Annotated in this window: 20 protein-coding genes, 2 tRNA genes and 2 pseudogenes; 21 read left to right on the top strand and 3 right to left on the bottom strand. The window is 48.1% G+C overall.

The annotated features are described in order from the left end of the window. The first annotated feature begins 312 nt into the window (after nt 1-312). The 17 genes and pseudogenes from carB to JCM16496_RS14795 all read left to right on the top strand — a co-directional run bounded on the left by carB (nt 313) and on the right by JCM16496_RS14795 (nt 18,982). Nucleotides 313-3,540 (top strand): carbamoyl-phosphate synthase (glutamine-hydrolyzing) large subunit, encoded by a 3,228-nt coding sequence (gene carB / locus JCM16496_RS14715; RefSeq protein WP_025835232.1) that lies wholly within the window; start codon nt 313-315, stop codon nt 3,538-3,540. A gap of 358 nt (nt 3,541-3,898) precedes the next feature. Then, nucleotides 3,899-4,459, top strand: coding sequence for a sugar O-acetyltransferase (locus tag JCM16496_RS14720; RefSeq protein WP_025835235.1), 561 nt, complete (start codon nt 3,899-3,901; stop codon nt 4,457-4,459). Nucleotides 4,460-4,589: 130 nt separating this feature from the next. Beyond that, nucleotides 4,590-4,664: transfer RNA gene (locus JCM16496_RS14725), tRNA-Val, on the top strand. 31 nt (nt 4,665-4,695) lie between these two features. Next, nucleotides 4,696-4,770 (top strand) — tRNA-Val (locus JCM16496_RS14730). 158 nt (nt 4,771-4,928) lie between these two features. Further along, nucleotides 4,929-6,275: an adenylosuccinate lyase gene (purB, locus tag JCM16496_RS14735; protein ID WP_025835237.1), complete on the top strand. Its 1,347-nt coding sequence runs from the start codon at nt 4,929-4,931 to the stop codon at nt 6,273-6,275. A gap of 136 nt (nt 6,276-6,411) precedes the next feature. Further along, a pseudogene (locus JCM16496_RS14740) lies at nt 6,412-7,895 on the top strand (pseudouridine synthase). Nucleotides 7,896-7,924: 29 nt separating this feature from the next. Beyond that, nucleotides 7,925-9,328, top strand: a complete 1,404-nt coding sequence (asnS, locus tag JCM16496_RS14745; RefSeq protein ID WP_005829597.1) for an asparagine--tRNA ligase — start codon at nt 7,925-7,927, stop codon at nt 9,326-9,328. A 153-nt stretch (nt 9,329-9,481) separates the two neighbouring features. Continuing rightward, nucleotides 9,482-9,973 (top strand): DUF4488 domain-containing protein, encoded by a 492-nt coding sequence (locus JCM16496_RS14750; protein WP_005829599.1) that lies wholly within the window; start codon nt 9,482-9,484, stop codon nt 9,971-9,973. Between the two features lie 337 nt (nt 9,974-10,310). Beyond that, nucleotides 10,311-10,772, top strand: a complete 462-nt coding sequence (rplM, locus tag JCM16496_RS14755) for a 50S ribosomal protein L13 (RefSeq protein ID WP_025835241.1) — start codon at nt 10,311-10,313, stop codon at nt 10,770-10,772. Nucleotides 10,773-10,778: 6 nt separating this feature from the next. Continuing rightward, a complete protein-coding gene (gene rpsI, locus JCM16496_RS14760) occupies nt 10,779-11,165 on the top strand; it encodes a 30S ribosomal protein S9 (RefSeq protein ID WP_005829603.1) in 387 nt (128 codons plus the stop codon). 172 nt (nt 11,166-11,337) lie between these two features. Beyond that, on the top strand, nt 11,338-12,174 hold the full coding sequence (rpsB, locus tag JCM16496_RS14765) for a 30S ribosomal protein S2 (protein WP_025835242.1): 837 nt from the start codon (nt 11,338-11,340) through the stop codon (nt 12,172-12,174). 154 nt (nt 12,175-12,328) lie between these two features. Next, nucleotides 12,329-13,320 (top strand): annotated as a pseudogene (gene tsf / locus JCM16496_RS14770) (translation elongation factor Ts). Nucleotides 13,321-13,625: 305 nt separating this feature from the next. Then, nucleotides 13,626-15,272 carry a tetratricopeptide repeat protein gene (locus tag JCM16496_RS14775; protein ID WP_159102462.1) on the top strand — a complete coding sequence of 549 codons (1,647 nt, stop codon included), beginning with the start codon at nt 13,626-13,628 and terminating at the stop codon, nt 15,270-15,272. Continuing rightward, nucleotides 15,233-15,469: a tetratricopeptide repeat protein gene (locus JCM16496_RS14780; protein WP_025835246.1), complete on the top strand. Its 237-nt coding sequence runs from the start codon at nt 15,233-15,235 to the stop codon at nt 15,467-15,469. The genes JCM16496_RS14775 and JCM16496_RS14780 overlap by 40 nt, the downstream gene beginning before the upstream one ends. A gap of 8 nt (nt 15,470-15,477) precedes the next feature. Beyond that, entirely contained in the window at nt 15,478-16,608 is a 1,131-nt protein-coding gene (locus JCM16496_RS14785; RefSeq protein ID WP_128809634.1) for a hypothetical protein, read from the top strand. After that, complete coding sequence (locus JCM16496_RS14790; protein WP_025835250.1) at nt 16,605-17,591, top strand: hypothetical protein; 987 nt, start codon at nt 16,605-16,607, stop codon at nt 17,589-17,591. Before JCM16496_RS14785 ends, JCM16496_RS14790 begins: the two co-directional genes overlap by 4 nt. A gap of 11 nt (nt 17,592-17,602) precedes the next feature. Then, nucleotides 17,603-18,982: a tetratricopeptide repeat protein gene (locus JCM16496_RS14795; protein WP_128809635.1), complete on the top strand. Its 1,380-nt coding sequence runs from the start codon at nt 17,603-17,605 to the stop codon at nt 18,980-18,982. Nucleotides 18,983-19,227: 245 nt separating this feature from the next. On the opposite strand, the gene JCM16496_RS14805 is transcribed toward JCM16496_RS14795, so the two are convergent. The 3 genes from JCM16496_RS14805 to JCM16496_RS14820 all read right to left on the bottom strand — a co-directional run bounded on the left by JCM16496_RS14805 (nt 19,228) and on the right by JCM16496_RS14820 (nt 22,636). Next, nucleotides 19,228-19,686 (bottom strand): hypothetical protein, encoded by a 459-nt coding sequence (locus tag JCM16496_RS14805; RefSeq protein WP_025835255.1) that lies wholly within the window; start codon nt 19,684-19,686, stop codon nt 19,228-19,230. 148 nt (nt 19,687-19,834) lie between these two features. Continuing rightward, a complete protein-coding gene (locus JCM16496_RS14815; protein ID WP_025835257.1) occupies nt 19,835-22,261 on the bottom strand; it encodes an AsmA family protein in 2,427 nt (808 codons plus the stop codon). A gap of 36 nt (nt 22,262-22,297) precedes the next feature. After that, complete coding sequence (locus JCM16496_RS14820) at nt 22,298-22,636, bottom strand: translation initiation factor (protein WP_025835259.1); 339 nt, start codon at nt 22,634-22,636, stop codon at nt 22,298-22,300. Nucleotides 22,637-22,849: 213 nt separating this feature from the next. Between JCM16496_RS14820 and JCM16496_RS14825 the strand changes: the two genes are divergently transcribed. The 4 genes from JCM16496_RS14825 to JCM16496_RS14840 all read left to right on the top strand — a co-directional run bounded on the left by JCM16496_RS14825 (nt 22,850) and on the right by JCM16496_RS14840 (nt 25,732). Then, the gene (locus JCM16496_RS14825; protein WP_005829607.1) at nt 22,850-23,506 is read left to right on the top strand and encodes a redox-sensing transcriptional repressor Rex; all 657 of its coding nucleotides are present in this window, start codon (nt 22,850-22,852) and stop codon (nt 23,504-23,506) included. After that, a complete protein-coding gene (locus JCM16496_RS14830; protein WP_025835262.1) occupies nt 23,506-24,123 on the top strand; it encodes a fumarylacetoacetate hydrolase family protein in 618 nt (205 codons plus the stop codon). The genes JCM16496_RS14825 and JCM16496_RS14830 overlap by 1 nt, the downstream gene beginning before the upstream one ends. 74 nt (nt 24,124-24,197) lie before the next feature. After that, nucleotides 24,198-24,677 carry a 2-C-methyl-D-erythritol 2,4-cyclodiphosphate synthase gene (gene ispF / locus JCM16496_RS14835; protein WP_025835264.1) on the top strand — a complete coding sequence of 160 codons (480 nt, stop codon included), beginning with the start codon at nt 24,198-24,200 and terminating at the stop codon, nt 24,675-24,677. Between the two features lie 38 nt (nt 24,678-24,715). Continuing rightward, on the top strand, nt 24,716-25,732 hold the full coding sequence (locus JCM16496_RS14840; RefSeq protein WP_025835266.1) for a metallophosphoesterase family protein: 1,017 nt from the start codon (nt 24,716-24,718) through the stop codon (nt 25,730-25,732). Nucleotides 25,733-25,747: the final 15 nt, after the last annotated feature.

Below are 25,747 nucleotides of genomic sequence, written 5' to 3' on the forward strand. Positions count from 1 at the left end.
ACTCTTCATACCGAAGAACAGGCTGAATATTTTTCCAAAAAAACATGCCACAATTTGCTCTTTTCGTAAATAAGTCGTTACTTTGCACAAATTTTAAAGAGACTATGCAATCGCAGGAAATGAGAAGCAAATATAACCTCCGTTCGAATGAATTTCATTCGGGAGCCGTCGGTTTCTCTTTTTTCGAGAAAGATATTTTTAGTTCTTTGGTAATGCGTTAATCCTTTGTTGGGTGACGCATTTTTTTTGTGAAATAGCTACAACTCGTAGTTCGTAGCTTGTAACTCGTAACTTAATAGACAACAAGAGAATATGGAAAAGAATTTAAAGAAAGTGCTTGTCTTGGGCTCTGGTGCGCTCAAGATTGGTCAGGCCGGAGAGTTTGACTATTCCGGTTCGCAGGCGCTGAAGGCGTTGCGCGAAGAAGGTATCGGTTCTGTTTTGGTAAACCCGAACATTGCTACTATCCAGACATCGGAAGGTATCGCCGATCAAGTCTATTTCCTGCCGGTGACTCCCTATTTTGTGGAAGAAATCATCAAGAAAGAACGTCCCGACGGCATTTTGCTGGCATTCGGCGGACAGACGGCACTGAACTGCGGTACGGAACTCTACCAGAATGGAATTCTTCAGAAATATGGCGTGCGCGTATTGGGTACCTCCGTTGAGGCGATTATGTACACCGAAGACCGCGACCTCTTTGTAAAGAAACTGGACGAAATTCCGATGAAGACTCCGAAGAGCCACGCTGTGGAGAGCATGGAAGACGCACTGAAGGCAGCCCGCGAAATCGGCTACCCGGTGATGGTGCGCTCGGCTTACGCCCTGGGTGGACTGGGAAGCGGTATTTGTCCGGACGAAGAAGCCTTCATTAAATTGGCCGAAAGCTCTTTCACTTTTTCCAAGCAGATTCTGGTAGAAGAGTCGCTGAAAGGCTGGAAAGAAATTGAATTCGAGGTAATCCGCGATGCCAACGACCACTGCTTCACCGTGGCAAGCATGGAGAACTTCGACCCGCTGGGCATCCATACGGGTGAGTCCATCGTAGTGGCTCCCACTTGCTCGCTGACCGACGAGCAGGTGAAGATGCTGCAGGAACTCTCCACCAAATGTATCCGCCACCTGGGCATCGTGGGCGAGTGTAACATCCAGTATGCGTTCAACGCCGAGACAAACGACTATCGCGTCATCGAGGTGAACGCACGTTTGTCCCGTTCCTCCGCTTTGGCTTCCAAGGCTACCGGTTATCCGCTGGCATTCGTGGCTGCCAAGATTGCGCTGGGCTATACGCTCGACCAGATTGGCGAGATGGGAACTCCCAACTCTGCATACGCCGCTCCGCAGCTTGACTACCTGATTTGCAAGATTCCGCGTTGGGACTTGACGAAGTTCGTAGGCGTCAGCCGCGAAATCGGTTCGAGCATGAAGTCCGTGGGCGAAATCATGTCCATCGGTCGCTCTTTCGAAGAAATCATCCAGAAAGGTCTGCGCATGATTGGTCAGGGAATGCACGGCTTTGTGGGTAATGAGGGCGTGGAATTCGAGGACCTGGATTATGAACTGTCTCACCCCACCGACTTGCGTGTCTTTGCCATTGCCGAGGCTTTGGAGAAGGGATATACCATCGACCGTATCTTCGAGCTAACCAAGATTGATCCCTGGTTCTTGGGCAAGCTGAAGAACATCGTAGACTACAAGCAGAAACTTTCTCAATATAATAAGGTAGAAGACATCCCCGCCGACGTGCTGCGCGAAGCAAAAGTGCTTGGCTTCTCCGACTTCCAGATTGCCCGTTTCGTACTGAATCCGCAAGGCAATATGGAGAAGGAAAACCTTGCCGTACGTGCCCGTCGTAAGGAATTGGGCATCCTGCCTGCCGTGAAGCGCATCAATACGGTGGCTTCCGAACATCCGGAACTGACGAACTACCTCTACATGACGTACGCCGTTCAGGGTTACGATGTGAACTATTACAAGAATGAAAAATCAGTGGTTGTACTTGGCTCGGGCGCTTACCGCATCGGTTCGTCCGTAGAGTTTGACTGGTGTTCGGTGAACGCCATCCAGACTGCCCGCAAGTTGGGCTACAAGTCCATCATGATTAACTATAACCCCGAAACCGTTTCTACGGACTACGACATGTGCGACCGTCTGTACTTCGATGAACTCTCCTTCGAACGCGTGCTCGATGTTATCGACTTGGAACAGCCGCGCGGTGTCATCGTTTCAGTGGGTGGACAGATTCCGAACAACCTGGCTATGAAGCTTCACCGCCAGTCAGTTCCCGTACTGGGTACTTCTCCCATCTCCATCGACCGTGCAGAAAACCGTAACAAGTTCTCCGCTATGCTTGACCAGCTGGGCATCGACCAGCCGGCTTGGCAGGAACTCACCAGCTTGGAAGATGTGAAAGGCTTTGTAGAGAAGGTGGGCTATCCGGTACTGGTGCGTCCGTCTTACGTGCTCTCCGGTGCTGCGATGAACGTATGCTACGACGAAGAGGAGTTGGAGAACTTCTTGAAGATGGCTGCCGAAGTATCCAAGGAATATCCGGTTGTTGTATCCCAGTTCTTGCAGAACACCAAGGAAATCGAGTTCGACGCTGTTGCCCAAAACGGTGAAGTGGTGGAATACGCCATCTCCGAGCACGTAGAGTTTGCCGGTGTACACTCCGGTGACGCTACGCTGGTATTCCCGGCACAGAAGATTTACTTTGCAACGGCACGCCGCATTAAGAAAATCAGCCGCCAGATTGCAAAGGAACTCAATATCTCCGGTCCTTTCAACATCCAGTTCCTGGCTCGCAACAACGAGGTGAAGGTTATCGAGTGTAACCTCCGTGCATCGCGCAGCTTCCCGTTCGTATCGAAGGTGCTGAAGCGCAACTTCATCGAGACTGCTACCCGCATCATGCTCGACGCTCCTTATACACAACCGGACAAGTCGGCATTCGACATCGACCGCATCGGTGTAAAGGCAAGCCAGTTCTCCTTCTCCCGTCTGCACAAGGCAGACCCGGTGTTGGGTGTAGACATGTCGTCTACCGGTGAGGTGGGCTGCATTGGCGACGACTTCTCCGAAGCTTTGCTGAATGCCATGATTGCTACCGGATTCAGAATCCCCCGTGCCGAAAAGGGCGTGATGTTCTCCTCCGGAGCCATGAAGTCCAAGGTAGATTTGCTGGATGCCAGCCGCATGCTCTTTGCCAAAGGCTATAAGATTTATGCTACGGCAGGTACAGCCGCTTTCCTCAACGCTCACGGCGTGACGACGGAAGCCGTTTACTGGCCGGATGAACGTCCGGATGCGGAAAATAATGTGATGACGATGATTGCCGACCATGCTTTCGACCTGATTGTCAACATTCCGAAGAACCATACGAAACGTGAGTTGACCAATGGCTACAAGATTCGTCGCGGCGCCATCGACCACAATATCCCGTTGATTACCAATGCCCGCCTGGCAAGTGCCTTTATCGAGGCATTCTGCGAAATGAATCTGGAAGGTATCCAGATTAAGAGCTGGCAGGAGTACAAATAATTTGTTTGCTCTGTAAACGATTGCAGGAGCGGAAGGCCGAAAGGTTTTCCGCTCTTTTGGTATACTGGGTTTATTCCCCTATCTTTGTTCGGAGTTATAGTCGAACAGAATTGGTTTGCGAAAAAATACGGGGTAACTTACTTCTCCTCCTCCGGGGAGGAGGAGTACCCGTAGGGGGAGGTGGTAGCGATACACACTGTACTGTTTTTCATAGCTTTATGCTCCCTACCACCCCGCCCGTTGGGCACCCCTCCTCCCGGAGGAGGGGAATTAAGATACTCTCTCTATTCGCTTTTCTTTTCGCAAACCATTTCTGTTCTACTATAAATCCCTATTATGAATCAAAAGAAGAAATAATATGAATGAAGTAGAAAAAATGCGTAGCTCCCAGTTGGCAGATATGTCCGTTCCGGAGATACAAATGAAGTTCGAGCATGCCAAGCGCTTGCTGGCAAAGATGCGTGTGATGAGTACTTACGATGAGGATTACCGGAGCTTGTTGGAGGAACTGGTGCCGGGTATTCCCGCTACTTCCATCATCTGCCCGCCCTTCCATTGCGACCACGGGGATGGTATCCGGCTGGGTGAGCATGTCTTTGTCAATGCCAATTGTACTTTCCTGGACGGGGGATATATCACGATTGGTGCCCATACGTTGGTCGGTCCATGCGTACAGATATACACTCCCCATCATCCGATGGATTATATCGAGCGTCGTACGGAAAAGGAATATGCCTATCCGGTGACGATAGGAGAGGATTGCTGGATTGGCGGCGGTGCCATATTGTGTCCGGGCGTCACCATCGGCGACCGTTGTATCATCGGGGCGGGTAGTGTGGTGACGAAAGATATTCCATCCGATAGCATAGCCGTTGGCAATCCGGCAAAGGTTATCCGGAAAAATGAGGCAAAAAAGTGAACGTGCTAAATGCTTGAAAAACAGAGTGTGTCGCTAAATGACTAAAAAAATATCGAAAAATATTATGCAAAAGTTTTGGTAATGTCAAAATAAGCTGTACCTTTGCATCGCTTTTGAAACGGAAGTGTACGGGCGTTTAGCTCAGCTGGTTCAGAGCATCTGCCTTACAAGCAGAGGGTCGGCGGTTCGAATCCGTCAACGCCCACACAAAATCCAAGCACTTTCGTTCATCAAAAGGGCGTTTAGCTCAGCTGGTTCAGAGCATCTGCCTTACAAGCAGAGGGTCGGCGGTTCGAATCCGTCAACGCCCACTGGAAATTTTCATTCGAAAGTGGTCTTGCAAGTGATTGCAAGACCACTTTTTTTATCCATTAACTTCCTTTTCTTAAAATCTTTATCCTTTATGTCTTGTTACTCAGAAAAAAGCAGTAATTTTGCAGTCCGATAATTATCATCATAAATACGACGTATGAAACTTGATTTACTTACCGCAATCTCTCCGATTGACGGTCGATACAGAGGCAAAACAGATGTTTTGGCTGTCTATTTTTCAGAATTTGCACTGATTAAATACCGTGTACAAGTTGAAGTAGAATACTTTATCACGCTGTGTGAGTTGCCTTTGCCGCAGCTGAAAGGGGTGGATAAGGGTGTTTTCGAAACCTTGAGAAACATTTACCGTAACTTTTCCGAAGCCGACGCGCAACGCATTAAGGACATTGAGAGCGTGACGAACCATGATGTGAAGGCTGTGGAGTATTTCTTGAAAGAAGAGTTTGACAAGTTGGGTGGTATGGACGACTATAAGGAGTTCATCCATTTCGGCCTGACTTCACAAGATATCAATAATACGTCTGTTCCTTTGTCTATAAAGGAGGCGTTGGAGCAGGTGTACTATCCTCAAATAGAGGAACTGATAGCGCAGCTCCGTGCTTATGCGGAAGAGTGGGCCGCTATCCCCATGCTTGCCAAGACACACGGACAACCGGCTTCGCCTACCCGTTTGGGCAAGGAGGTAATGGTGTTTGTCTACCGTCTGGAACGCCAGCTGGCAACGCTGAAGGCTTGCCCGGTGACAGCAAAGTTCGGTGGCGCTACGGGTAATTACAATGCCCATCATGTGGCTTATCCGGAATATGACTGGAAGGCATTCGGCAATAAGTTCGTTTCCGAAAAGCTTGGCTTGGAACGCGAGGAGTATACTACCCAGATATCCAATTACGATAATCTGTCTGCCATCTTTGATGCCATGAAGCGCATCAATACGGTGATGATTGATATGAACCGTGACTTCTGGCAATATATCTCTATGGAATACTTCAAGCAGAAGATTAAAGCCGGTGAGGTGGGCTCCAGCGCGATGCCGCACAAGGTGAACCCGATTGACTTTGAAAATGCGGAAGGAAACCTGGGCATGGCGAATGCTATTCTTGAGCACTTGGCGGTAAAACTGCCGGTTTCCCGTTTGCAGCGTGACTTGACTGACTCTACCGTGCTCCGCAATGTGGGTATGCCGTTCGGGCATATCATTATTGCCATACAAAGTTCTTTGAAGGGTTTGCGTAAGTTGCTGTTAAACGAACCGGCCATTTACCGTGACCTGGACAATTGCTGGAGTGTGGTGGCCGAGGCTATCCAGACCATTCTGCGCCGCGAGGCCTATCCGCATCCCTATGAAGCGTTGAAAGCGTTGACCCGTACCAATCAGGCCATTACGGAAGCGTCCATCAAGGAATTTATAGAAGGACTGAATGTGAGTGAAGAGATAAAGAAAGAATTGCGGGTGATTACTCCCCATACTTATACGGGAATTTAAGCAACCTCAGAAGTGTGCCGGAGGAATTTCAACTTTTTAGTCCGGCAATTGTTATAGAAACATATAAAATTCAAGGTATAATAGAGACAATGAATGGCCGTGAGGCCAAGGTTTAATTTTATTCGAATAAAAAACAATGAGTACAGAAAACGAAACTTGGCGTGATGCTTCTTCCGCAGAGGAGAACTCAGGTGCCGGCCGCGATGGTAACCAATTTAACAAGGAAGGTGGCTACAGCGTCCGTCTTACAACCGTGATAATGGCGACCGTCCTTATCGTCCCAGATTTAATAGTGAAAACGGCGACCGCCCGCAGCGTCCTTATAACAGTGACCGCCCTTATCGCCCGCGCTTTAATCCTGGTGCGGACAATGGTGACCGTCCGCAGCGTCCTCGTTACAATAACGATAATGGCGACCGTCCCTATCGTCCGCGCTATAACAGCGAAGGCGGCGACCGTCCGCAACGTCCTTATGGAAACAATTCGGGTGACCGTCCTTACCGTCCGCGCTACAACAGCGAAGGTGGCGACCGTCCGCAACGCCCTTATAATAGTGACCGTCCGCAGCGCCCTCGCTACAATAATGAGGGTGGTGACCGTCCGCAACGTCCTTATAACAGTGACCGCTCCTACAGCAGCGACCGTTCTTATAATACGGACCGTCCCTATCGTCCGCGCTACAACAGCGAAGATGGCGACCGTCCGCAGCGTCCTCGCTACAATAATGAGGGTGGTGACCGTCCTTATCGTCCACGCTTCAATTCGGGTGGTGGAAGACCTGGCGGATACGGCAACAGAGACAGCTATAGCCGTCCAGTCCGTCGTTCGGCCGATTATGACCCCAATGCTAAGTACAGCAAGAAGAAACAGATAGAATATAAGGAGCAGTTTGTGGACCCGAACGAGCCTATCCGTCTGAATAAATTCCTCGCCAATGCCGGTGTTTGCTCCCGTCGCGAGGCTGATGAATTCATCACTGCCGGAGTTGTTTCAGTAAACGGAGAGGTGGTGACGGAATTGGGAACCAAGATTAAGCGTGGCGATGAAGTGAAGTTCCACGACCAGACGGTCAGCATCGAACGTAAGATTTACGTCCTGCTGAACAAGCCGAAAGATACAGTGACTACTTCGGATGATCCCCAGGCACGTCGCACGGTGATGGATTTGGTGAAGGGCGCATGTGACGAACGTATCTATCCGGTAGGTCGTCTGGACCGCAATACTACAGGTGTATTGCTGCTGACAAACGATGGTGACCTGGCCTCCAAGCTGACGCATCCCAAGTATCTGAAGAAGAAGATATATCATGTGCATTTGGACAAGAACCTGACAAAAGCCGATATGGAGCAGATTGCAGCCGGCATTCAACTGGATGACGGGGAAATCCATGCAGATGCCATCAGCTATACGGATGACTTCAAGAAGGATGATGTCGGTATTGAAATCCACTCCGGCAAGAACCGTATCGTGCGTCGTATCTTCGAATCGCTGGGATACAAGGTGATGAAACTGGACCGTGTGTATTTTGCCGGTTTAACCAAGAAAGGCTTGCGCCGCGGCGAATGGCGTTACCTCACGGAACAAGAGGTGAACTTCCTGCGCATGGGTTCTTTTGAGTAATATATATAATAAGGTATAATAACTGTTTTATGGAAAAGATTAGTAGAACAAAGATTGTTGACCTGCTGAAGCGTGAAGATTTTGGCGCTATGGTCAACGTGAAGGGCTGGGTTCGTACCCGCAGAGGTAGTAAGCAAGTAAACTTTATCGCGCTGAATGACGGTTCTACAATAAATAATGTGCAGATTGTAGTAGACTTGGGTAACTTCGATGAGGAGATGCTGAAAGAGATTACTACCGGTGCTTGTTTGAGTGTAAACGGTGTGCTGACGGAATCTGTCGGTTCCGGTCAGAAAGCCGAAGTGCAGGCCCGCGAAATCGAAGTGCTGGGAACATGCGATAACACGTATCCGTTGCAGAAGAAAGGCCATTCCATGGAGTTCCTCCGTGAGATAGCCCATCTGCGTCCCCGTACCAATACGTTCGGGGCTGTGTTCCGTATTCGTCACAATATGGCGATTGCCATCCACAAGTTCTTCCATGACAGAGGATTCTTCTATTTTCATACTCCGATTATCACGGCTTCCGACTGCGAAGGCGCAGGCCAGATGTTCCAGGTGACTACGAAGAACCTCTACGACCTGAAGAAAGACGAGAACGGTTCCATTATTTACGATGATGACTTCTTCGGAAAGCAGGCCAGTCTGACTGTTTCCGGACAGTTGGAAGGCGAACTTGCCGCTACTGCATTGGGGGCCATCTATACATTCGGTCCTACGTTCCGTGCCGAGAATTCCAATACTCCCCGCCACTTGGCAGAGTTCTGGATGATTGAGCCGGAAGTGGCGTTCAATGATATTACGGACAATATGGACCTGGCGGAAGACTTCATCAAGTATTGTGTGCAGTGGGCTTTGGACAACTGTGCCGACGATGTGAAGTTCCTCAATGACATGTTTGATAAGGGCTTGATTGAACGTCTGCAAGGTGTCTTGAAAGAAAGCTTCGTGCGCCTGCCTTATACGGAAGGTATCAAGATACTGGAAGAGGCTGTTGCCAAAGGGCATAAGTTTGAATTCCCGGTGTACTGGGGAGTTGACTTGGCTTCCGAACACGAGCGTTATCTGGTGGAAGACCACTTCAAGCGTCCGGTTATCCTGACTGACTATCCGAAGGAAATCAAAGCGTTCTATATGAAGCAGAACGAAGACGGCAAGACCGTGCGTGCCATGGATGTGCTCTTCCCGAAGATTGGAGAAATCATTGGCGGTTCCGAACGTGAATCGGATTACAACAAGCTGATGACGCGCATTGATGAACTTCACATCCCGATGAAGGATATGTGGTGGTATCTCGATACCCGCAAGTTCGGTACGTGTCCCCACTCCGGATTCGGTTTGGGCTTTGAGCGTCTGTTGCTGTTCGTGACGGGCATGACGAATATCCGTGATGTGATACCGTTCCCGCGTACGCCGCGCAACGCCGAGTTCTAATTCCCGGAGGCGTATAAACCGGATAAAAATCATCCGCACAAACATTCTGTTGTTTGTGCGGTTTTTTTATACCCAAAAATGTTATAATCTCAAAATAAATCTTTATATTTGTGTCTAACGGAACGACATAACGTTAACCAACATCATACGAATATGAAACGGAACTATTTCTTTACCATGCTGGCAGCGGTGCTGCTTGCGGTAGCGGGAGCCAATGCGCAGGAGAGCGCAGAGTTTAGGCCTGCGGAACTGGCAGGAATTTGGCAGTTATGTCATTATGTGTCCGAAATCCCGGATGTTCCCGGGATATTGAAACCGAGTAATACCTTTAAAGTGCTGAGTGATGACGGTCGCATTGTCAACTTTACAATGATTCCTGGCAAGGATGCCATCATCACGGGGTATGGGACTTATCAGCAGCTGACGGATAATTCCTATAAGGAAAGTATTGAGAAAAACATCCATCTGCCCATGTTGGACCACAAAGACAATATATTGGAGTTTGAAATAGGGGACGACGGGGTAATGTACCTGAAGTATTTTATAGCTAAGGACTTGAATGGGAATGAACTGAATACATGGTTCCATGAAACATGGAAGCGGGTGGGCATGCCCGCGAAATTCCCCGAGGACCTTGTCCGTTGATATTTCTTTCTCTTTCCCGTTTCTTTCTCAATGCAGCTTTGAAGGTCTTCTATGACGGCATTGGCCGATGAAGGCCGCATCATAAAGAGTTGTTCTGCGGAGATTCTTCCGTTTCTCCGCAGGATAACTTTGTTTGTTGTATATCAGCCAAGTGGCTCTCTAAAAAAAAGTGGAAAACTTTTGCCAGTTCTAAGAAAAACCGTACCTTTGCAAGCCGATTATTATCTCAAAAGGATAAGCATTTAATTCATAGCGAGTTAATCTTCCATTGTCCGGGATGACTGGCTTGCGGTGAAGAAAAACATTTTAGTAGTAACATTTTAAAAAACAATTAAGAGTGGATACTTTAAGTTACAAGACCATTTCTGCAAACAAAGCTACAGTGACTAAAGAATGGGTCATTGTTGACGCTACAGACCAGGTTTTAGGTCGTCTGGGCGCAAAAGTTGCGAAACTGTTGAGAGGAAAGTATAAACCTAACTTTACCCCTCACGTAGATTGTGGCGATAATGTAATCATTATCAACGCTGACAAAGTAAAATTAACCGGTAACAAGTGGAATGACAAGGTATATCTGTCATATACAGGTTATCCCGGCGGTCAAAGAGAAATCACTCCTGCCCGCTTGCAGGCAAAACCGAACGGTGATGACAAGTTACTGAGAAAAGTAGTAAAGGGTATGTTGCCTAAGAACAAGTTGGGCGCACAATTGCTGGGCAATATGTATGTATATGCCGGCAGCGAGCACAAACACGATGCTCAGAACCCGAAAATGATTGATATTAACGTACTTAAATAAGAGATAATGGAAGTAGTAAATGCATTAGGCAGACGTAAAAGTGCAATTGCACGTATTTTCGTAAGCGAAGGTACCGGAAAGATTACTATTAATAAGAGAGACCTCGCAGAGTACTTTCCATCAAGCATTCTTCAGTATGTAGTTAAACAGCCGTTGAACAAGCTGGGTGTTGCTGAAAAGTACGACATCAAAGTGAACCTCTGCGGTGGCGGTTTCACCGGCCAGTCTCAGGCTTTGCGTTTGGCAATTGCCCGCGCACTGGTGAAAATCAATGCTGAGGACAAGGCTGCTCTCCGTTCTGAAGGCTTCATGACTCGTGATCCTCGTTCTGTTGAACGTAAGAAACCGGGACAACCGAAAGCACGTCGTAGATTCCAGTTCAGTAAACGTTAAGAGTTGGAGAACGGTTGGGGCGGACAAGTTGCTTAATTCTCGACTTTCACCTCTCAACTCTCAACTGAAAAGGCGTTTAGTATCTAAACTACCGGGACTCTTCAGATTCAGACTACCCGGCGGTTGGTTTAGAAGAAACAAAAAAGAAAGTAAACGATTAATTTAAAAGAAAATGTCTAGAACAAATTTTGATACATTATTGGAAGCCGGTTGCCACTTCGGTCACTTGAAAAGAAAGTGGAACCCTGCAATGGCTCCTTACATCTTCATGGAGCGCAATGGTATTCATATCATTGACCTCAACAAGACGGTTGCTAAAATTGACGAAGCTGCTGAAGCTTTGAAGCAAATCGCTAAATCAGGAAAGAAAGTCCTGTTTGTTGCTACTAAAAAACAAGCTAAGCAGGTGGTTGCCGACAAGGCTGCATCTGTAAATATGCCTTATGTAATCGAGCGTTGGCCGGGTGGTATGTTGACTAACTTCCCGACTATCCGTAAGGCTGTCAAGAAGATGGCTACCATCGACAAGCTGACAAGCGACGGTACCTATTCAAACCTCTCCAAGAGAGAAATCCTTCAGATTTCACGTCAACGTGCAAAGTTGGACAAGACTTTGGGCTCTATCGCTGACCTGACTCGTCTGCCGTCTGCTCTGTTCGTTATCGACGTAATGAAGGAAAACATCGCAGTTCGTGAAGCTAACCGTCTGGGTATTCCCGTATTCGGTATCGTTGATACAAACTCCGATCCTACGAACATCGATTTCGTAATCCCGGCAAATGATGACGCTACTAAGTCAGTAGAAGTGATTCTTGATGCTTGCTGCGCTGCTATGCAGGAAGGTCTGGAAGAACGTAAGGCTGAAAAGGTAGACATGGAAGCCGCTGGCGAAGCTCCTGCCAACAAAGGCAAGAAGAAAGCTACAAAAGCAAGACTCGATAAGTCCGACGAGGAAGCAATCAATGCCGCTAAGGCTGCTGCTTTCATCAAGGAAGACGAAGAGGCTTAATTATATAAGAAGTAGTTAGTAGCAAGTAGTTGAGTAGTAAGTAGAGGAATGCTCTGCTTACGTAAGTTGGCAAATGGAGTTTCTTCTACTTACTACTTGACTACTGATTACTAACTACTTTTTTCATTATTAACAATTAAAATAAAAAGATATTATGGCTGTAAGTATGGCTGATATAACCAAGCTCCGCAAGATGACCGGTGCTGGTATGATGGATTGCAAGAATGCTTTGACTGAAGCTGAAGGCGATTTCGACAAGGCAATGGAAATTATCCGTAAGAAGGGACAAGCTGTTGCAGCTAAGCGTTCAGACCGCGAGGCTTCTGAAGGCTGTGTGCTGGCTAAGACTACGGGTGACTTTGCCGTTATCATGCTCTGAAGTGCGAAACTGACTTCGTGGCTCAGAATGCTGATTTCGTGAAACTGACTCAGGATATTCTGGAGCTTGCTGTAGCTAACAAGTGCAAGACCCTGGACGAAGTAAAAGCTCTGCCGATGGGCAACGGTACTGTACAGGATGCTGTAACAGACCGTAGCGGTATTACTGGCGAGAAGATGGAGTTGGATGGTTACATGACTGTAGAAGGCGCAAGCACTGTAGTTTATAACCACATGAACAGGAACGGCCTCTGCACTATCGTTGCTTTCAACAAGGCTGTTGAAGAAGGACTGGCTAAGCAGGTTGCCATGCAGATTGCTGCCATGAACCCGATTGCAGTAGACGAAGACGGCGTATCCGAAGAAATCAAGCAGAAGGAAATAGATGTTGCTATTGAAAAGACAAAAGCTGAACAAGTACAGAAGGCTGTTGAGGCTGCTTTGAAGAAGGCAGGCATCAACCCGGCTCACGTGGACAGCGAAGACCACATGGAAAGCAACATGACCAAAGGCTGGATTACTGCTGAAGATGTAGCAAAGGCAAAGGAAATCATTGCTACTGTTTCTGCAGAGAAAGCTGCAAATCTGCCCGAGCAGATGATTCAGAATATTGCTAAGGGGCGTCTTGGCAAGTTCTTGAAGGAAGTTTGCTTGTTGAACCAGGAAGACATCATGGACGGCAAGAAGACAGTTAGAGAAGTATTGAAGGAGGCTGATCCTGAATTGAAGGTTGTTGACTTCAAACGCTTTACTTTGCGTGCTGAATAATCTGTTATCCGTCAGGATAATCCAAAATATAGCCACATAGGATGATTTTAATATTATCTTGTGTGGCTTTTTTTGTGTTATTTACTTTAGATAAGACTTATTGTTGAATTGACTTTCTTTGTTTTTCGTCTAAGAAACTTCTACTTTTTATTTGCTTCTATTTTCATATTTTATATATTTGCCTATGTAATCCTATAAAAAAAAGGCAAATGTACGCATATATTAAACACTTTGTAATTTTGTTTTCTTTTCTATTCATCCCTGTAGGTATGGGGTATGGGCAGCAACCGACGCGGGAAAGATTGTTGAAATTATTTTATAAAGCGCATACGGCCCAAAAAGGAAATGACCAGCAAGCGGCTATTGCCACTTATAAGGAGATACTGAAGCTCTCTCCGGGATTACCGGATCCTTATCTGCAATTAGGAAATCTTTATGCTACTATGGTGGAAGATGCGGATGCATTGAAGAAGGCATGTATCTGCTATTCTACCTATTTGGACTTGAAGCCGGAAACGGCAAATGCTTCTGCCTTGAAGGATAAGATGGGGGAACTGACTCGGAAAGTTGCTGAATTGGAAAAGGAACATGCTACGGTAGAGGTGCAGCAAGAAGTAAAGCCCGTCCCTATACTGGCAGACAGTGTGGCCGTTGCGGTACGGCTGAAAGAGGAAAAAAATGATTCGGTGCTGCAAGTGGCGGTTGATACTGTACCGTTTGTGCCGTTGGTGTCTCCTGCTTTATCTGTTTCTCCCGTGGATGAAGGTATGTTGGGGCGTTGGGCATCGGCTGAGATGGGCGATAACGGGCGCGAAATGTGGATTATGGATGTGATGAAACGGCAGGGCAATGAAATGTGGATGCGTTTCAATGCCCACTCTTATGCAAAAAATAATCCTTTGTTGGCAGCCATGCACGACTGGGAGGCGCGTGGCTTGATGGATGGGGACACATTGGTCTTTACATTTAAGATAGAGAAGAAAAAAGAGAAAAAGGAGAAGAAACGTGGACTATTGAGTGAGTTTGGAACGGTAGTAAGTGAAATGTTCGATGTGAATTGGAAGAATCTGACCGGGAAAAGTGAGGCTGCGGTAACCGATACGGTAGCAAAAGTTTTGCCCGGAGACGATAACCTGCCCGTTGACAGTATTCCCGATTCGTTGCGAGTTTTGCGTGAACCGTTGATATTGCATATCTATGAGTTCCGTTTAAAGCGCATGGGTAGCATGTTGTGCGGAACCTTGCGAAATAAAGTGGTGGAAAAAACTTTCCATGAGAAGGTATTGGCTGATGAGAAGAAGGTTTGTGAATTTTTCTCGGCTCCTACCGAATATACAGGTTTTAGCTATACCCCGGTTTCGGATGAACTGAAAGCTTCGCGAAAGGAGTTTCGTGAGTTGTTGAACTTGAAAATTCAGGAATCTGCGGGAAATACTTCTGCCTTGAACGATTTGGGTTGTATGTATGCTGCCGGAATAGGTACCCGCCGGAATATGAAGATGGCGGTTGCCTATCTGATGGAAGCATCCATGAAAAACAATCTTTTTGGGATGTTGAACATGGCTCAACTCTATAGAGAGGGCCTGGGAGTGGACAAGGATGTGGAGAAAGCACGTGAACTTTATCATCGTGCCTACGATGCCGGTTATACGGATGCAATGGTTTTGTGCGGAGACACCTATCTGGAGGGAACTGCTGACACAGAGCCCGATTATAAGAATGCATTGGTTTGCTACCAGAAGGCGGTGTTCAGGCGTTGCCCATACGCTTCTTACCGTTTGGGCTGGCTGTATCATGAGGCTTGGGGGTGGAACCGGATTCGGCTAAGGCATGGAACTATTATCAACAGGCCTTTGCCATGCAATATCCGGACGCAATGGCCGATGTGGGAGTTTTCTACCGGGATGGCATTATGGTGGCGAAGGACTATGCCAAGGCTTTGGAATGCTTGAACAAAGCGATAGCCAAAGGCAATGCCCGCGCCATGTATGAACTGTCTCAAATGTATCTGCGAGGGCAAGGCGTGGAACCCGATTTCAAACTTTCCAAAGAGTGGCTTTATAAATCCATGGAGGCCGACGACCGTATAATAGAAGGCTTCAATACTGTCAAGTCAAAAATAAACGCAGTGCTTCATTCTAAGCAATAAAACAGAAGATGCATAGAATATTAATCATATTGTTTACGTTTTGTTTCCTCTTCTCTTTGCGCTTGTGCGGTGCTTGTCCGGAAGAGCAGGTGGAGTTTGCCAACCGCAAGTTGAAACAATTGGCGGGACAACTGCCCATATCTGTTTTTCCGGAAAAGGATACCATTATGGAAGTCCCCCAAGTTGTGAAAGGGAAATCTCTGGTCTTTGAGTTGAATGACAAGAAGGTGGTTTGCCACATTGGAGTTTCCTTGTTCAGCAATGAAACCAAGCAGATGCTGGATAAAGGCATTTGTAATTTCCTGGAACGTTACTTCCTGGAATTGCTGTTGCAGAAAGACCAAGTAGGAGTGAAACGCAAGCTGGAAGAATATCATGTGTCTTTACTGGTAAATGGAAAGGATTTCACCAAGGGGCGTTTCCGTTCTGTGGCAGAGGTGTTGCAACTAATGTGTATGCCGGTGAATTTTGCATTGCGCCGCATGGACAGGCAGGCAGAGGCCGTCTGGATATTTAATGATTATCATTTGTGTATGCAGTTCCCTTTGTATCGCGAATTGATTGACGGAACCGACAAGAAAGAATCCGACGAGGAACTGTATAACCTGCTGCAGGTGGCTGTGCTCAGTCCGGTGGACTTGATGGATGAACAAGTGGCCCGTGAGAATCTGCAGCCGGAAACGGGCGATGTCTATATCCGCAAGGGGGAGACCTTTTTGATTAAGCCCATGTCATCCGACCGGTATTATGTGGAAGAGGGCGGCAGCTTTGTGCCGTTGTTCCGGAAACAGTATCCGGAATACTCCATGAACAACCTTTTCTTGACTTATAGAAACGGGGATGGTAAGACTCTACAGATAACTCATCGCAAGTATGGGCATTTCACGCCGGAAATCTCGATTCCTCTGCCCAACTTCCTGGCTTGTTTCAAAGATGATTTCTTGACTGCATGTCACACGGGTTATAACAAGAATGGAGAATTGGAAACGATGGTTGTGTTCAATCATAAGACATTGAACTATATTCATCTCTTGCGGGTGCATACCACGAAGGAGCGGTTGTTCTCAAGCCATCCGGTATTAAAGGCCGACTTCTATTCGAATATACCACAACATTATATAAACAGTTTATTGAAATGATGAGAACGAAACTTTTGTTGTTTTCCCTGTTGTTTCCATTGCTGGCCTATGCACAGCTGGAAGAAACGCAAGTCGTGATAACGGATGGCGTGAACAACGCGTTGCTGAAAGGAACCATTGAGAAGAATATTTCTCATTTCCTGATAGCGTGTAATGAAGCCGTGATGAATGGTGACAAACCGAAAACGAAGGCATTGACCGATGATGCCCGTAAGGCATTGAATGCAATGTGGAAGATGAGTCCGATGTCTTGCCCCGTGTCGAAGATTGAAGAAATCTGCCTTGAAACTCCCGACGGATATCAAGTGCGTAACATTCCGGTGTCCATGATGGCGGCCGAAGACAGCATAAGGAGCCAGGAACTGGTATTCAGCCTGACGCGGAATGGGGAGATTGACAACATCTCCATTGCCATTGAAGCCAATAAGTATAAGGAGATTATGGCCGAGCATGAGTCTGTGGAAGATTTGTTCCGCAGGCAGGTCATCGTGGATTTTGTGGAAAACTACCGTACGTCCTACAACCGGAAAGATTTGAAATACATCGAATCAGTCTTTAGTGACAATGCTTTGATTATTACCGGTAAGGTGGTTCGCGAGAAGCCGAAGTCTGACTTTGCGATGCGTTCCCTCAGTCCGGAAAAGATTGTCTATCAGAAGAAGACGAAGGGCGAATACATTGCCAGCCTCAAAAAGGTGTTTGCTTCAAACAGTTACCTTAATGTTGTGTTCGATGAGGTAGAGGTGATTCAGCATCCTAAGTTGACCGACATCTACGGGGTCACACTGAAGCAGGAATGGAATTCAAGCCGTTATCGTGATGTGGGTTTTGTCTTTCTGATGATTGACTTCCAGGACGAGCTTCATCCGCTGATTCAGGTACGTACCTGGCAACCGGAGAAGTTGAATAACAAGGTGCTGGCGCGGGATGAAGTGTTTAATTTGGGCGATTTTGACATTGTCCGTTCATTGGTAAACGATTAAATAAAGAGAATATGAGAAAGAGAATGTTTTTTCTGACCGCTTTGCTATTAATGGCAACGGCGGCGGCTTTTGCCCAGCGCAGTCTGGAAATAAAGGATGTCGGTGCAGGCATGAATGTGTTTTCCGGTAAAGATACGGAAGCGGGTATTGTGATTTCGTGCCCGGGCAATATTGAACTCTCCTTTGAGTCATCGCATGACAAGGTGGTGGATGTTTACAACAAGGAAGTGAAGGGAGAGGAGATATACTATTACTTGCGCTTCAATACCGGCAAGAAATACCGGGGACGTAAACTCACAATCCGTACCAAGGACTATGCTCCGCTGACCATTACGGCAGAATTGGAGCCGAAGGAGCTGAAGCAATACCAGCTGTTGGACCCTGATGTGGAGTTCGTATATGGATGTTACTACGAGTACCGCAAACGTGGAACGGACTTTTTCCAGAAGGGTATGTATAGCGAGGCAAAAGAGCAATACAGCATTGCTAAGGAGTGTTCCGATTGTCCGGCAGATGCCAATCTGGACGAACTGATAGCGAACATAGATTCCATCTCGCTGTTCCAGAAGCAGGCCGAGGATGCCGCTGCCGTACTCGACTATCGTTCCGCATTCGATTTGTACAGCAAGATTCTTGTCTTGAACCCTTCGGACATCAATGCCTCCAACAAGCGTATGGAGTGTGAACAGATGTACGGGACGGATTGTAAGAAGTACTTCGACATGGCCGAAGTCTACAAGGAAGACGGTGAATACCAGAAAGCTTTGGAATTATATCAGAAGGTGATAGACGCCAACTGTACCAATGCGTTGCTTGCCAGCGAGCAGGCCAAGCGCATCCGTATCTTGTTGCAGAACCGCAAGCAGCGCTCGCATGTGTTTACGTTTGAATATGGTGGGGGTAATTCGCCTTTGGGAATCAGTTACGGTTCTTACAAGAACCGTAAAGTGGGGCATTATTTCACTTTAAGCCTGCACCCGGATATATTCTACACCATGCGTAATGACTATGACAAGTGCGAGAAGGCCGAGGCTTCCATTGTTCCATTGGGATGGACGTTCAATCCGGTCCCCAAGCATCCTTATGGTTGGATATTTATCGGCCTTGGATATACCGGTGTGCTCCGTTACGAAACATCCGAAGGTGAAATCTATGTGCCGGGCAGCTATGTTGAGGATGATGAAGAACTTGATGGAAACAATGGGGAAAAGCAGATGGACGAGCCCGAGTTGAAGGTTTATAGTGCTATTTCTCCCGAAATCGGTGTGGTGGCGAAGGTTTGGCGTTTTGCCGTCCGCTATACCTTCCAGTATAGGTTCCCGTTGGGCAAGAAGTATGAGGACCGCATCAGCAAGACACGCCATTCTATCGGTGTGGGTTTCTGCTTCTAAGGAGGCGTCACTGTTTGTTTGAAATATATCTGTGGGGGTGTGCCGGGACTTGGGCGCATCCCCGTTCTTTTGAGAAGTTGCTGCAAAGCCCTGCATCCCTTTTGCAGTGTCACTGCAACCCTTTTGCAGCGGCACTGCAACACCTTTGCAGTAGCACTGCAATGCCTTTGCAGCGGCACTGCAAAAGGGATGCAGTATTTGTGCAGTGTCATTGCAGGAGTGCTGCACTTCTGTTGCAGTGTCGCTTATTGAAGCTTTATGTGGCTGATTATCCCTTGTCTGATGCTTTCCATGCGCTTTTCCGTCTGTTGCAGGTGTTTTGTCCCCCCGTCTTTATACAGTTCTTTGTACTTGCATTTGCCTATTTTGTATTTGAGTTCTCCGGCTTTTCCGGACAGGTTGACGCCGAAGTCGATGGGGAAGGGCGATTTAAGCATCGTCAAGTGGTAGTTGTAAGTGAAGTCCGTGCTGTGTGTGCCGCCGATGACAGCCTGGTATCTGTCCCATTGCATGAGGAAAGGGATTACTTCTATTTGCCCATCCTGCAGAATGAGGTTGGCGGACAGGTTGTCTATCAGGTTGCGCTTCTTGTTCTTGAATCTGAACTTGCGGGCTATTTCATCGAAAGTGGCGTTGTCCATCAAGACCAGTTTCTGGCCGCCGAGCGAGCAGGCGGCTTTGGTTGTGGACAATATGGGCATCATTTGGTTGTCTAATGTCCCTTCGGCGGTCAGACGGCAATCTATCAGCCATCCATGTCCTTGGTGAGGGGCATCAGGGTTGCCACGGCAGGAACCACTATGTGCATCTGGCCCACCAGCACATCTTTCAGGTCGAGGTCGAAGCTGGCTGTCACCTTTTCCTGCTTCCGGCTGTCGTATAGCAGGCTGAGGTCGCTTTGCCGAGGTTGGTGCGTGTGGACAGTTGCGAATAGGCCTGCCGGTCCTTGATAAGCATGTTACCGCGTACTTGTTGCAGCTCTATCTCGTGGTAGTTCATGTTCTCGATGTCCAGTTGCACGTCGAGCTGTATATCTTTCGGGAGGTATACGAGGCGTTCCGGCACTTTGGCGTGTGCCTTGGGCGTTAATTTCTGTTCCAGGTTGTCCAGCGTGAGGGACGAGACGGTGGTTGTCTTCGGTTCTCTCGCCAGGGCCTCTCCGTACAGGAAGGCTTGTTTCAGTTCATCGTAGTTGATGGTGTTCGACAATATTTGGAGCGTCCCTTCCAGTTTCGGCTCTTCTCCCTTGGGGGCGGGGTTGGTGTGCAGCATACCGGATATGATGCAGTCCGACTTCCCGGCTTGCATCTGTAGCCGGTTCAGTACCAGTTGGTGGTTCTGGAAGCCGAGCCGGGCTTGCTTCAGGTTTACCATCAGCGGGAAGTAGGCGCTGTACACTTGCGACCCGTTGAAACTCAACATGCCTTTGAGGTCCCATTTAGAGGCGCTTCCGGCGGTCCTTGCTTTGGGACGCAGCTCGGTGATGAACTCGCCGCCTTCCAGCACGATGGCGTTCTGCCGGTGTGAGTCGAGGTATTTCAGCTTATCGGCTTTCAGCATTAAGGCTCCTTCGTACCGTTTTTTGCCGGTGGGCGAGGGCTTTGTGCCGGCATGCAGTTCCAGTCCTTCGGCAGAAGCCCAGTTGTCTTTGTCCAGCTTTGCCTGCAGAACTGCGCAGTTCAGGTGGGCCGTAACGGGGACTAAGGCAGAGGTGTCTTTGGACAAGGCTGTGTTGGAGCGCAGGTGCAACCGCGACAAGTTGAGGTAAACGGACTGGGCGTATGCTATTTTCAGTGAGTCAATGTCGGCTGTCCCGCTCAGCACTTCCGACTGGGCGATGAAGTCGCTTTTGTTTTTCTTGTAGCCGATGTCCATGCTCATGCCCGAGATGAACGCGTCTAAATGGTATTCGGGGCTTCGGGCTTCGATGTGTTTCGCCTGCAGCCTGCCGTCTGCCCATATCCGGTTCAAGTTCCCTTCCCGGAGGTCTTTCAGGTTGAAAGCGAAGGAGAGGTCCGAAGTCATTTGTCCCCGCAGGGCTGCTAACCGGGGAGAGATGAATTCGCGCCCGATGCGGTCGAAGTCGATATGCCCTTTCAGGTCTCCCGTGATGAAGGGGGTGCTTTGCAGATTGGTTATCCGGTTTTCCATTTGGATGGAACTGCCCAGCCCCTTCACCTTGACGTTGTGGAGCACGATGAAGCAAGAGTCGGGCCGGGTCTCTTGGTAACTCATCTCCAGGTTGAGGCTGATGGTGTCTATGCCCTGCTCGATGCCGTTTTTACGGAAACTTCCTTGGCTGATGAATCCTTCCACTTTGATGTCGGGCAGGGCATCTTTCAGGTTTCCCTTGATTTCTCCCTTCAGAGCGGTGCTTCCTGTGACGGAATATGATTTCTTCTCCGGCAGATATTTCTCCGGCATGAACTCCAGAAGCTCTTGCAGGCTGGAGGCTAAAAGGCTGAAGCGCATATCCAGGAATGGATTCTCTCCTTTGCCGAGGTTGTGCAGGGAACCTTCTGCTTCAAACGGGAAGTGGTTGATGAAGAAGCGGGTGTCGCTCAAGGTTATGTCGTTGAAGTGCTCGGTAGCGTCGCAATGCCCTTGGAGGGAGAATGCAATCTCTTGTTCCAGGAAGTTGGCCTTTCCCCTGCTGCACAGTGAAGCGCAGGTGGCTTCGATGTCGAAAGACGGTTGTGCGGTAGCCAGGTCTCCTTTGATGACCGCCGACAGTCGGTCGGCCTCGGTTTCAAGTCCTTTCTTCCGGTGCCTGAGGTGCAGATGTGCGTCCGATATATTTATTTGTCTGATGTCGAACGAGATTTGCTTTTCCTTTTTCTCCTTCTTTGTGGTTTTCAGGATGGGCGATAGCTGTTGACCGAGTTCCATAATCATGTCCGGCTCGTCGATGAAGATGTTTTCGATGCACAACGTTTGTTCTTTCAGCAATTTAAGGAGCTGGATGTTTCCGAAGACTTTTCCGAATTCCACGCTGATAACGTCCGTGACGGAATCGGTGGGCGTCTTCACGGGAATGCGCACCTTTCCTTCACGGATACTCAAACTGATGGAAGGCCATGAGTCCAGATAGTCCAGTTCTATCTTTTGGCATTCAAACTGAATATGGGTACGTTCATTAACCTCCCGCATCAACAGTGAAGTCAGTTTCTCCGGGGTGAGGATGAAATAGTGTAAAACAATAAATGCGATAAAAGGAATCGACATACATACCAGAAGAATGGTTGTAATGGTGATGATAACTGTTTTTAACCGTTTCATAGAATTGGACTTATTCAGTTTGGAATGTTGTTGCCGCTATTTGGTCTGCGTATATCCTTCTGCTTTCAGCAGTTCGACCACTCTCTGCCTGAAGTCGCCTTGCACGATGATTTCCCCGTCTTTGGCGCTTCCGCCTACTCCGCATTTGCTTTTCAGCAGTTTGCCCAGTTCTTTCAGGTCATTGTCGGTGCCCACGAAGCCGGTGACAAGGGTGACGACTTTGCCGCCCCGGTTCTTGCGGTCCAACTGCACGCGCAGGTGTTGTTGTGCAGGGGGGAGGGTAGCCTGCTCTTCGTCATTGTCCATCTCATAGTTGTAGTCGGGGTTGGTAGAATAGACTACGTTCAACCGTTCTTTCCAATCATTATTCTTCATTGTTTCTTTCTTTTAGATTTCCCAAAAGTACGATATTGTGTGGAATTATGCAATCTTTTAAGCAGATTGGTGAGGCCTCGGAATCTATTAGTCTGTACTTTAGTCCGGTTCTTTTGTAGAAATTATGTTAAGCTTTTGTTGCATCCGTGTTACTGATTAGAAAAAAAGCACTACTTTTGCCAATCGCAATATTGAGAACTTAAATAAGAAACTATGAGCAGTCCGTTACAGAAAAAAGAAACCATGAAGGTGCCGGAACCTACCTTGCGCCGGCTTCCGTGGTACCTTTCCAATGTAAAGTTGCTGAAACAAAAGGGGGAACGATTCGTGTCATCCACCCAGATTTCCAAGGAAATCAATATTGATGCTTCACAAATTGCCAAAGACCTTTCGTATGTCAATATCTCGGGGCGTACGCGTGTGGGCTATGAAGTGGACACGCTGATAGCTGTACTGGAGGATTTCCTGGGATTTACCAATATACACAAAGCCTTTCTGTTCGGTGTAGGAAGCTTGGGAGGTGCCTTGCTGCGCGATTCGGGTCTGAGCCATTTCGGCCTGGAGATAGTGGCTGCCTTCGATGTGAAACCCGAACTGGTGGGTACGACACTGAGCGGCATCCCCATCTATCACTCGGACGAGTTCAAGCAGAAGATGCAGGAGTACGATGTCAATATAGGCGTGCTGACGGTCCCTATCGAAATAGCCCAGCAGATAACGGATTCCATGGTAGAGGGCGGCATCAAAGCCGTATGGAACTTCACCCCGTTCCGTATCCGTGTTCCCGAGAACATTGTGGTGCAGAACACTTCCCTGTATGCCCATCTGGCCGTGATGTTTAACAGACTGAACTTTAACGAAATCAAGTAATGAAGATTATTGCTGTAGGAATGAACTATGCTCTGCACAACAAAGAGCTGGGGCATACACACGAGAATAAGGAACCGGTTATTTTCTTGAAACCCGATTCGGCCATTCTGAAAGATGGCAAGCCTTTCTTTATCCCCGATTTTTCCAACGAGGTGCATTATGAGACGGAAGTGGTGGTACGCATCTGCCGTTTGGGCAAGAATATTGCTCCGCGCTTTGCCCATCGCTATTACGATGCGGTGACGGTAGGCATCGACTTCACGGCACGCGACTTGCAACGCAAGTTCCGCGAGGCAGGCAATCCCTGGGAACTCTGCAAAGGTTTCGACAATTCGGCAGCCATCGGTACCTTCATCCCGTTGGAGCAGGTGGGTGGAGACGTGCAGAATCTGGACTTCCGCTTGACGATTGATGATAAGGAGGTGCAACGCGGCCATACAGCGGACATGTTGTTCCGGGTAGATGATATCATTGCCTACGTCAGCCGCTTCATGACCTTGAAAATCGGTGACTTGCTGTTCACAGGTACACCCGCGGGAGTAGGTCCCGTCAGCATCGGACAGCACTTGCAGGGCTATCTTGGGGAAGAGAAAGTGCTCGACTTCAATATCCGGTAATTATCTTCGTCTTGTTTTTTCTTGTTACCTCGCTTTTTTTCCGTACTTTCGTGTCAACTTAAAGAAGTAACGATATGAAGATACGTGTAGGTTTCGGCTTTGATGTCCACCAACTGGTGGCAGGGCGCGAACTTTGGCTGGGCGGCATCCGCCTGGAACATGAAAAGGGATTGTTGGGACATTCGGATGCAGACGTGCTCATCCATGCCATCTGTGACGCATTGCTGGGAGCGGCGAATATGCGCGACATCGGCTATCATTTTCCCGATACTGTCGGTGAGTTCAAGAATATAGACAGCAAGATTTTGTTAAAGAAAACAATAGAACTGATAGCTACCAAAGGCTATTCGGTGGGTAATATTGATGCTACCATCTGCGCTGAGCGGCCTAAGTTGAAGTCCCATATTCCCGAAATGCAACGTACGCTTGCCGCGGTGATGGGAATAGACGAGGATGACATCTCCATCAAGGCCACCACCACGGAGAAACTCGGCTTTACGGGCAGGGAGGAAGGTATATCCGCCTATGCCACTGTATTGATAGTGAAGGAATGACATGAAATAATATCAACTCAATTTAATCATCCACTTATATGAAGAAAATCTCCTTGACCTTTTGTCTGGCACTTTTATCCTCCTTGTTCTGCCCGGCACAAGTATCGCCTTTGCAGTTCAACAAGAACGGAGAGTTTAAAATCGTCCAGTTTACAGACATCCACTTCAAGTATGGTAATCCGGCTTCAGACATTGCTTTGAAGCGTATTGGCGAGGTGCTTGATGCCGAGCGCCCCGATTTAGTAGTCTTTACCGGCGATGTGGTCTATGCCGCACCTGCCGATACGGCCATGCGCAAGGTGCTTTCCTATGCTACGGACCGTAAGATTCCTTTTGTCGTAACCTTTGGTAACCACGATAACGAGCAGGGAAAAACACGTGCCGAACTTTATGATGTTATCCGTTCCATGCCTTTCAATATCCAACCCGACCGTGGCGGAGTAGAATCTCCCGACTATGTCCTCACACTGAAATCCTCGGACGGCAAGAAGGATGCAGCCCTGCTTTACTGTCTGGATTCCCATTCCTACTCCAAACTACCCGACGTAAAAGGGTACGACTGGCTCACTTTCGACCAGGTGAACTGGTACCGCCAGCAGAGTGCCGCTTATAAAGCAAAGAATGGTGGGCAACCTTTGCCTGCACTGGCATTCTTCCATATCCCTCTGCCGGAATATAACGAAGCCGCTTCTGACGAGAACGCCATACTGATAGGTACCCGCATGGAAAAGGCTTGCGCTCCGGAACTGAATACGGGCATGTTCACTGCCATGAAAGAGGCCGGTGATGTGATGGGTATGTTTGTCGGGCACGACCATGACAACGACTATGCCGTGATGTGGAAAGGAATCCTTCTGGCCTACGGCCGCTTCACAGGTGGCAATACTGAGTACAACCATTTGTCCAACGGTGCACGTGTCATTGTGATGAAGGAAGGTGCCCGTACTTTCACCACTTGGATTCGTCTGAAAGGTGGCGAAATCATTGATAAGACGGTCTACCCCGACAGCTATGTGAAGGACGACTGGCGCAAACGCCCGTTGGTGACGGAATGAGGGTGAACTTAAAAA

The sequence above is a fragment of the Bacteroides rodentium JCM 16496 genome (assembly GCF_000614125.1).
GTDB lineage: Bacteria > Bacteroidota > Bacteroidia > Bacteroidales > Bacteroidaceae > Bacteroides > Bacteroides rodentium.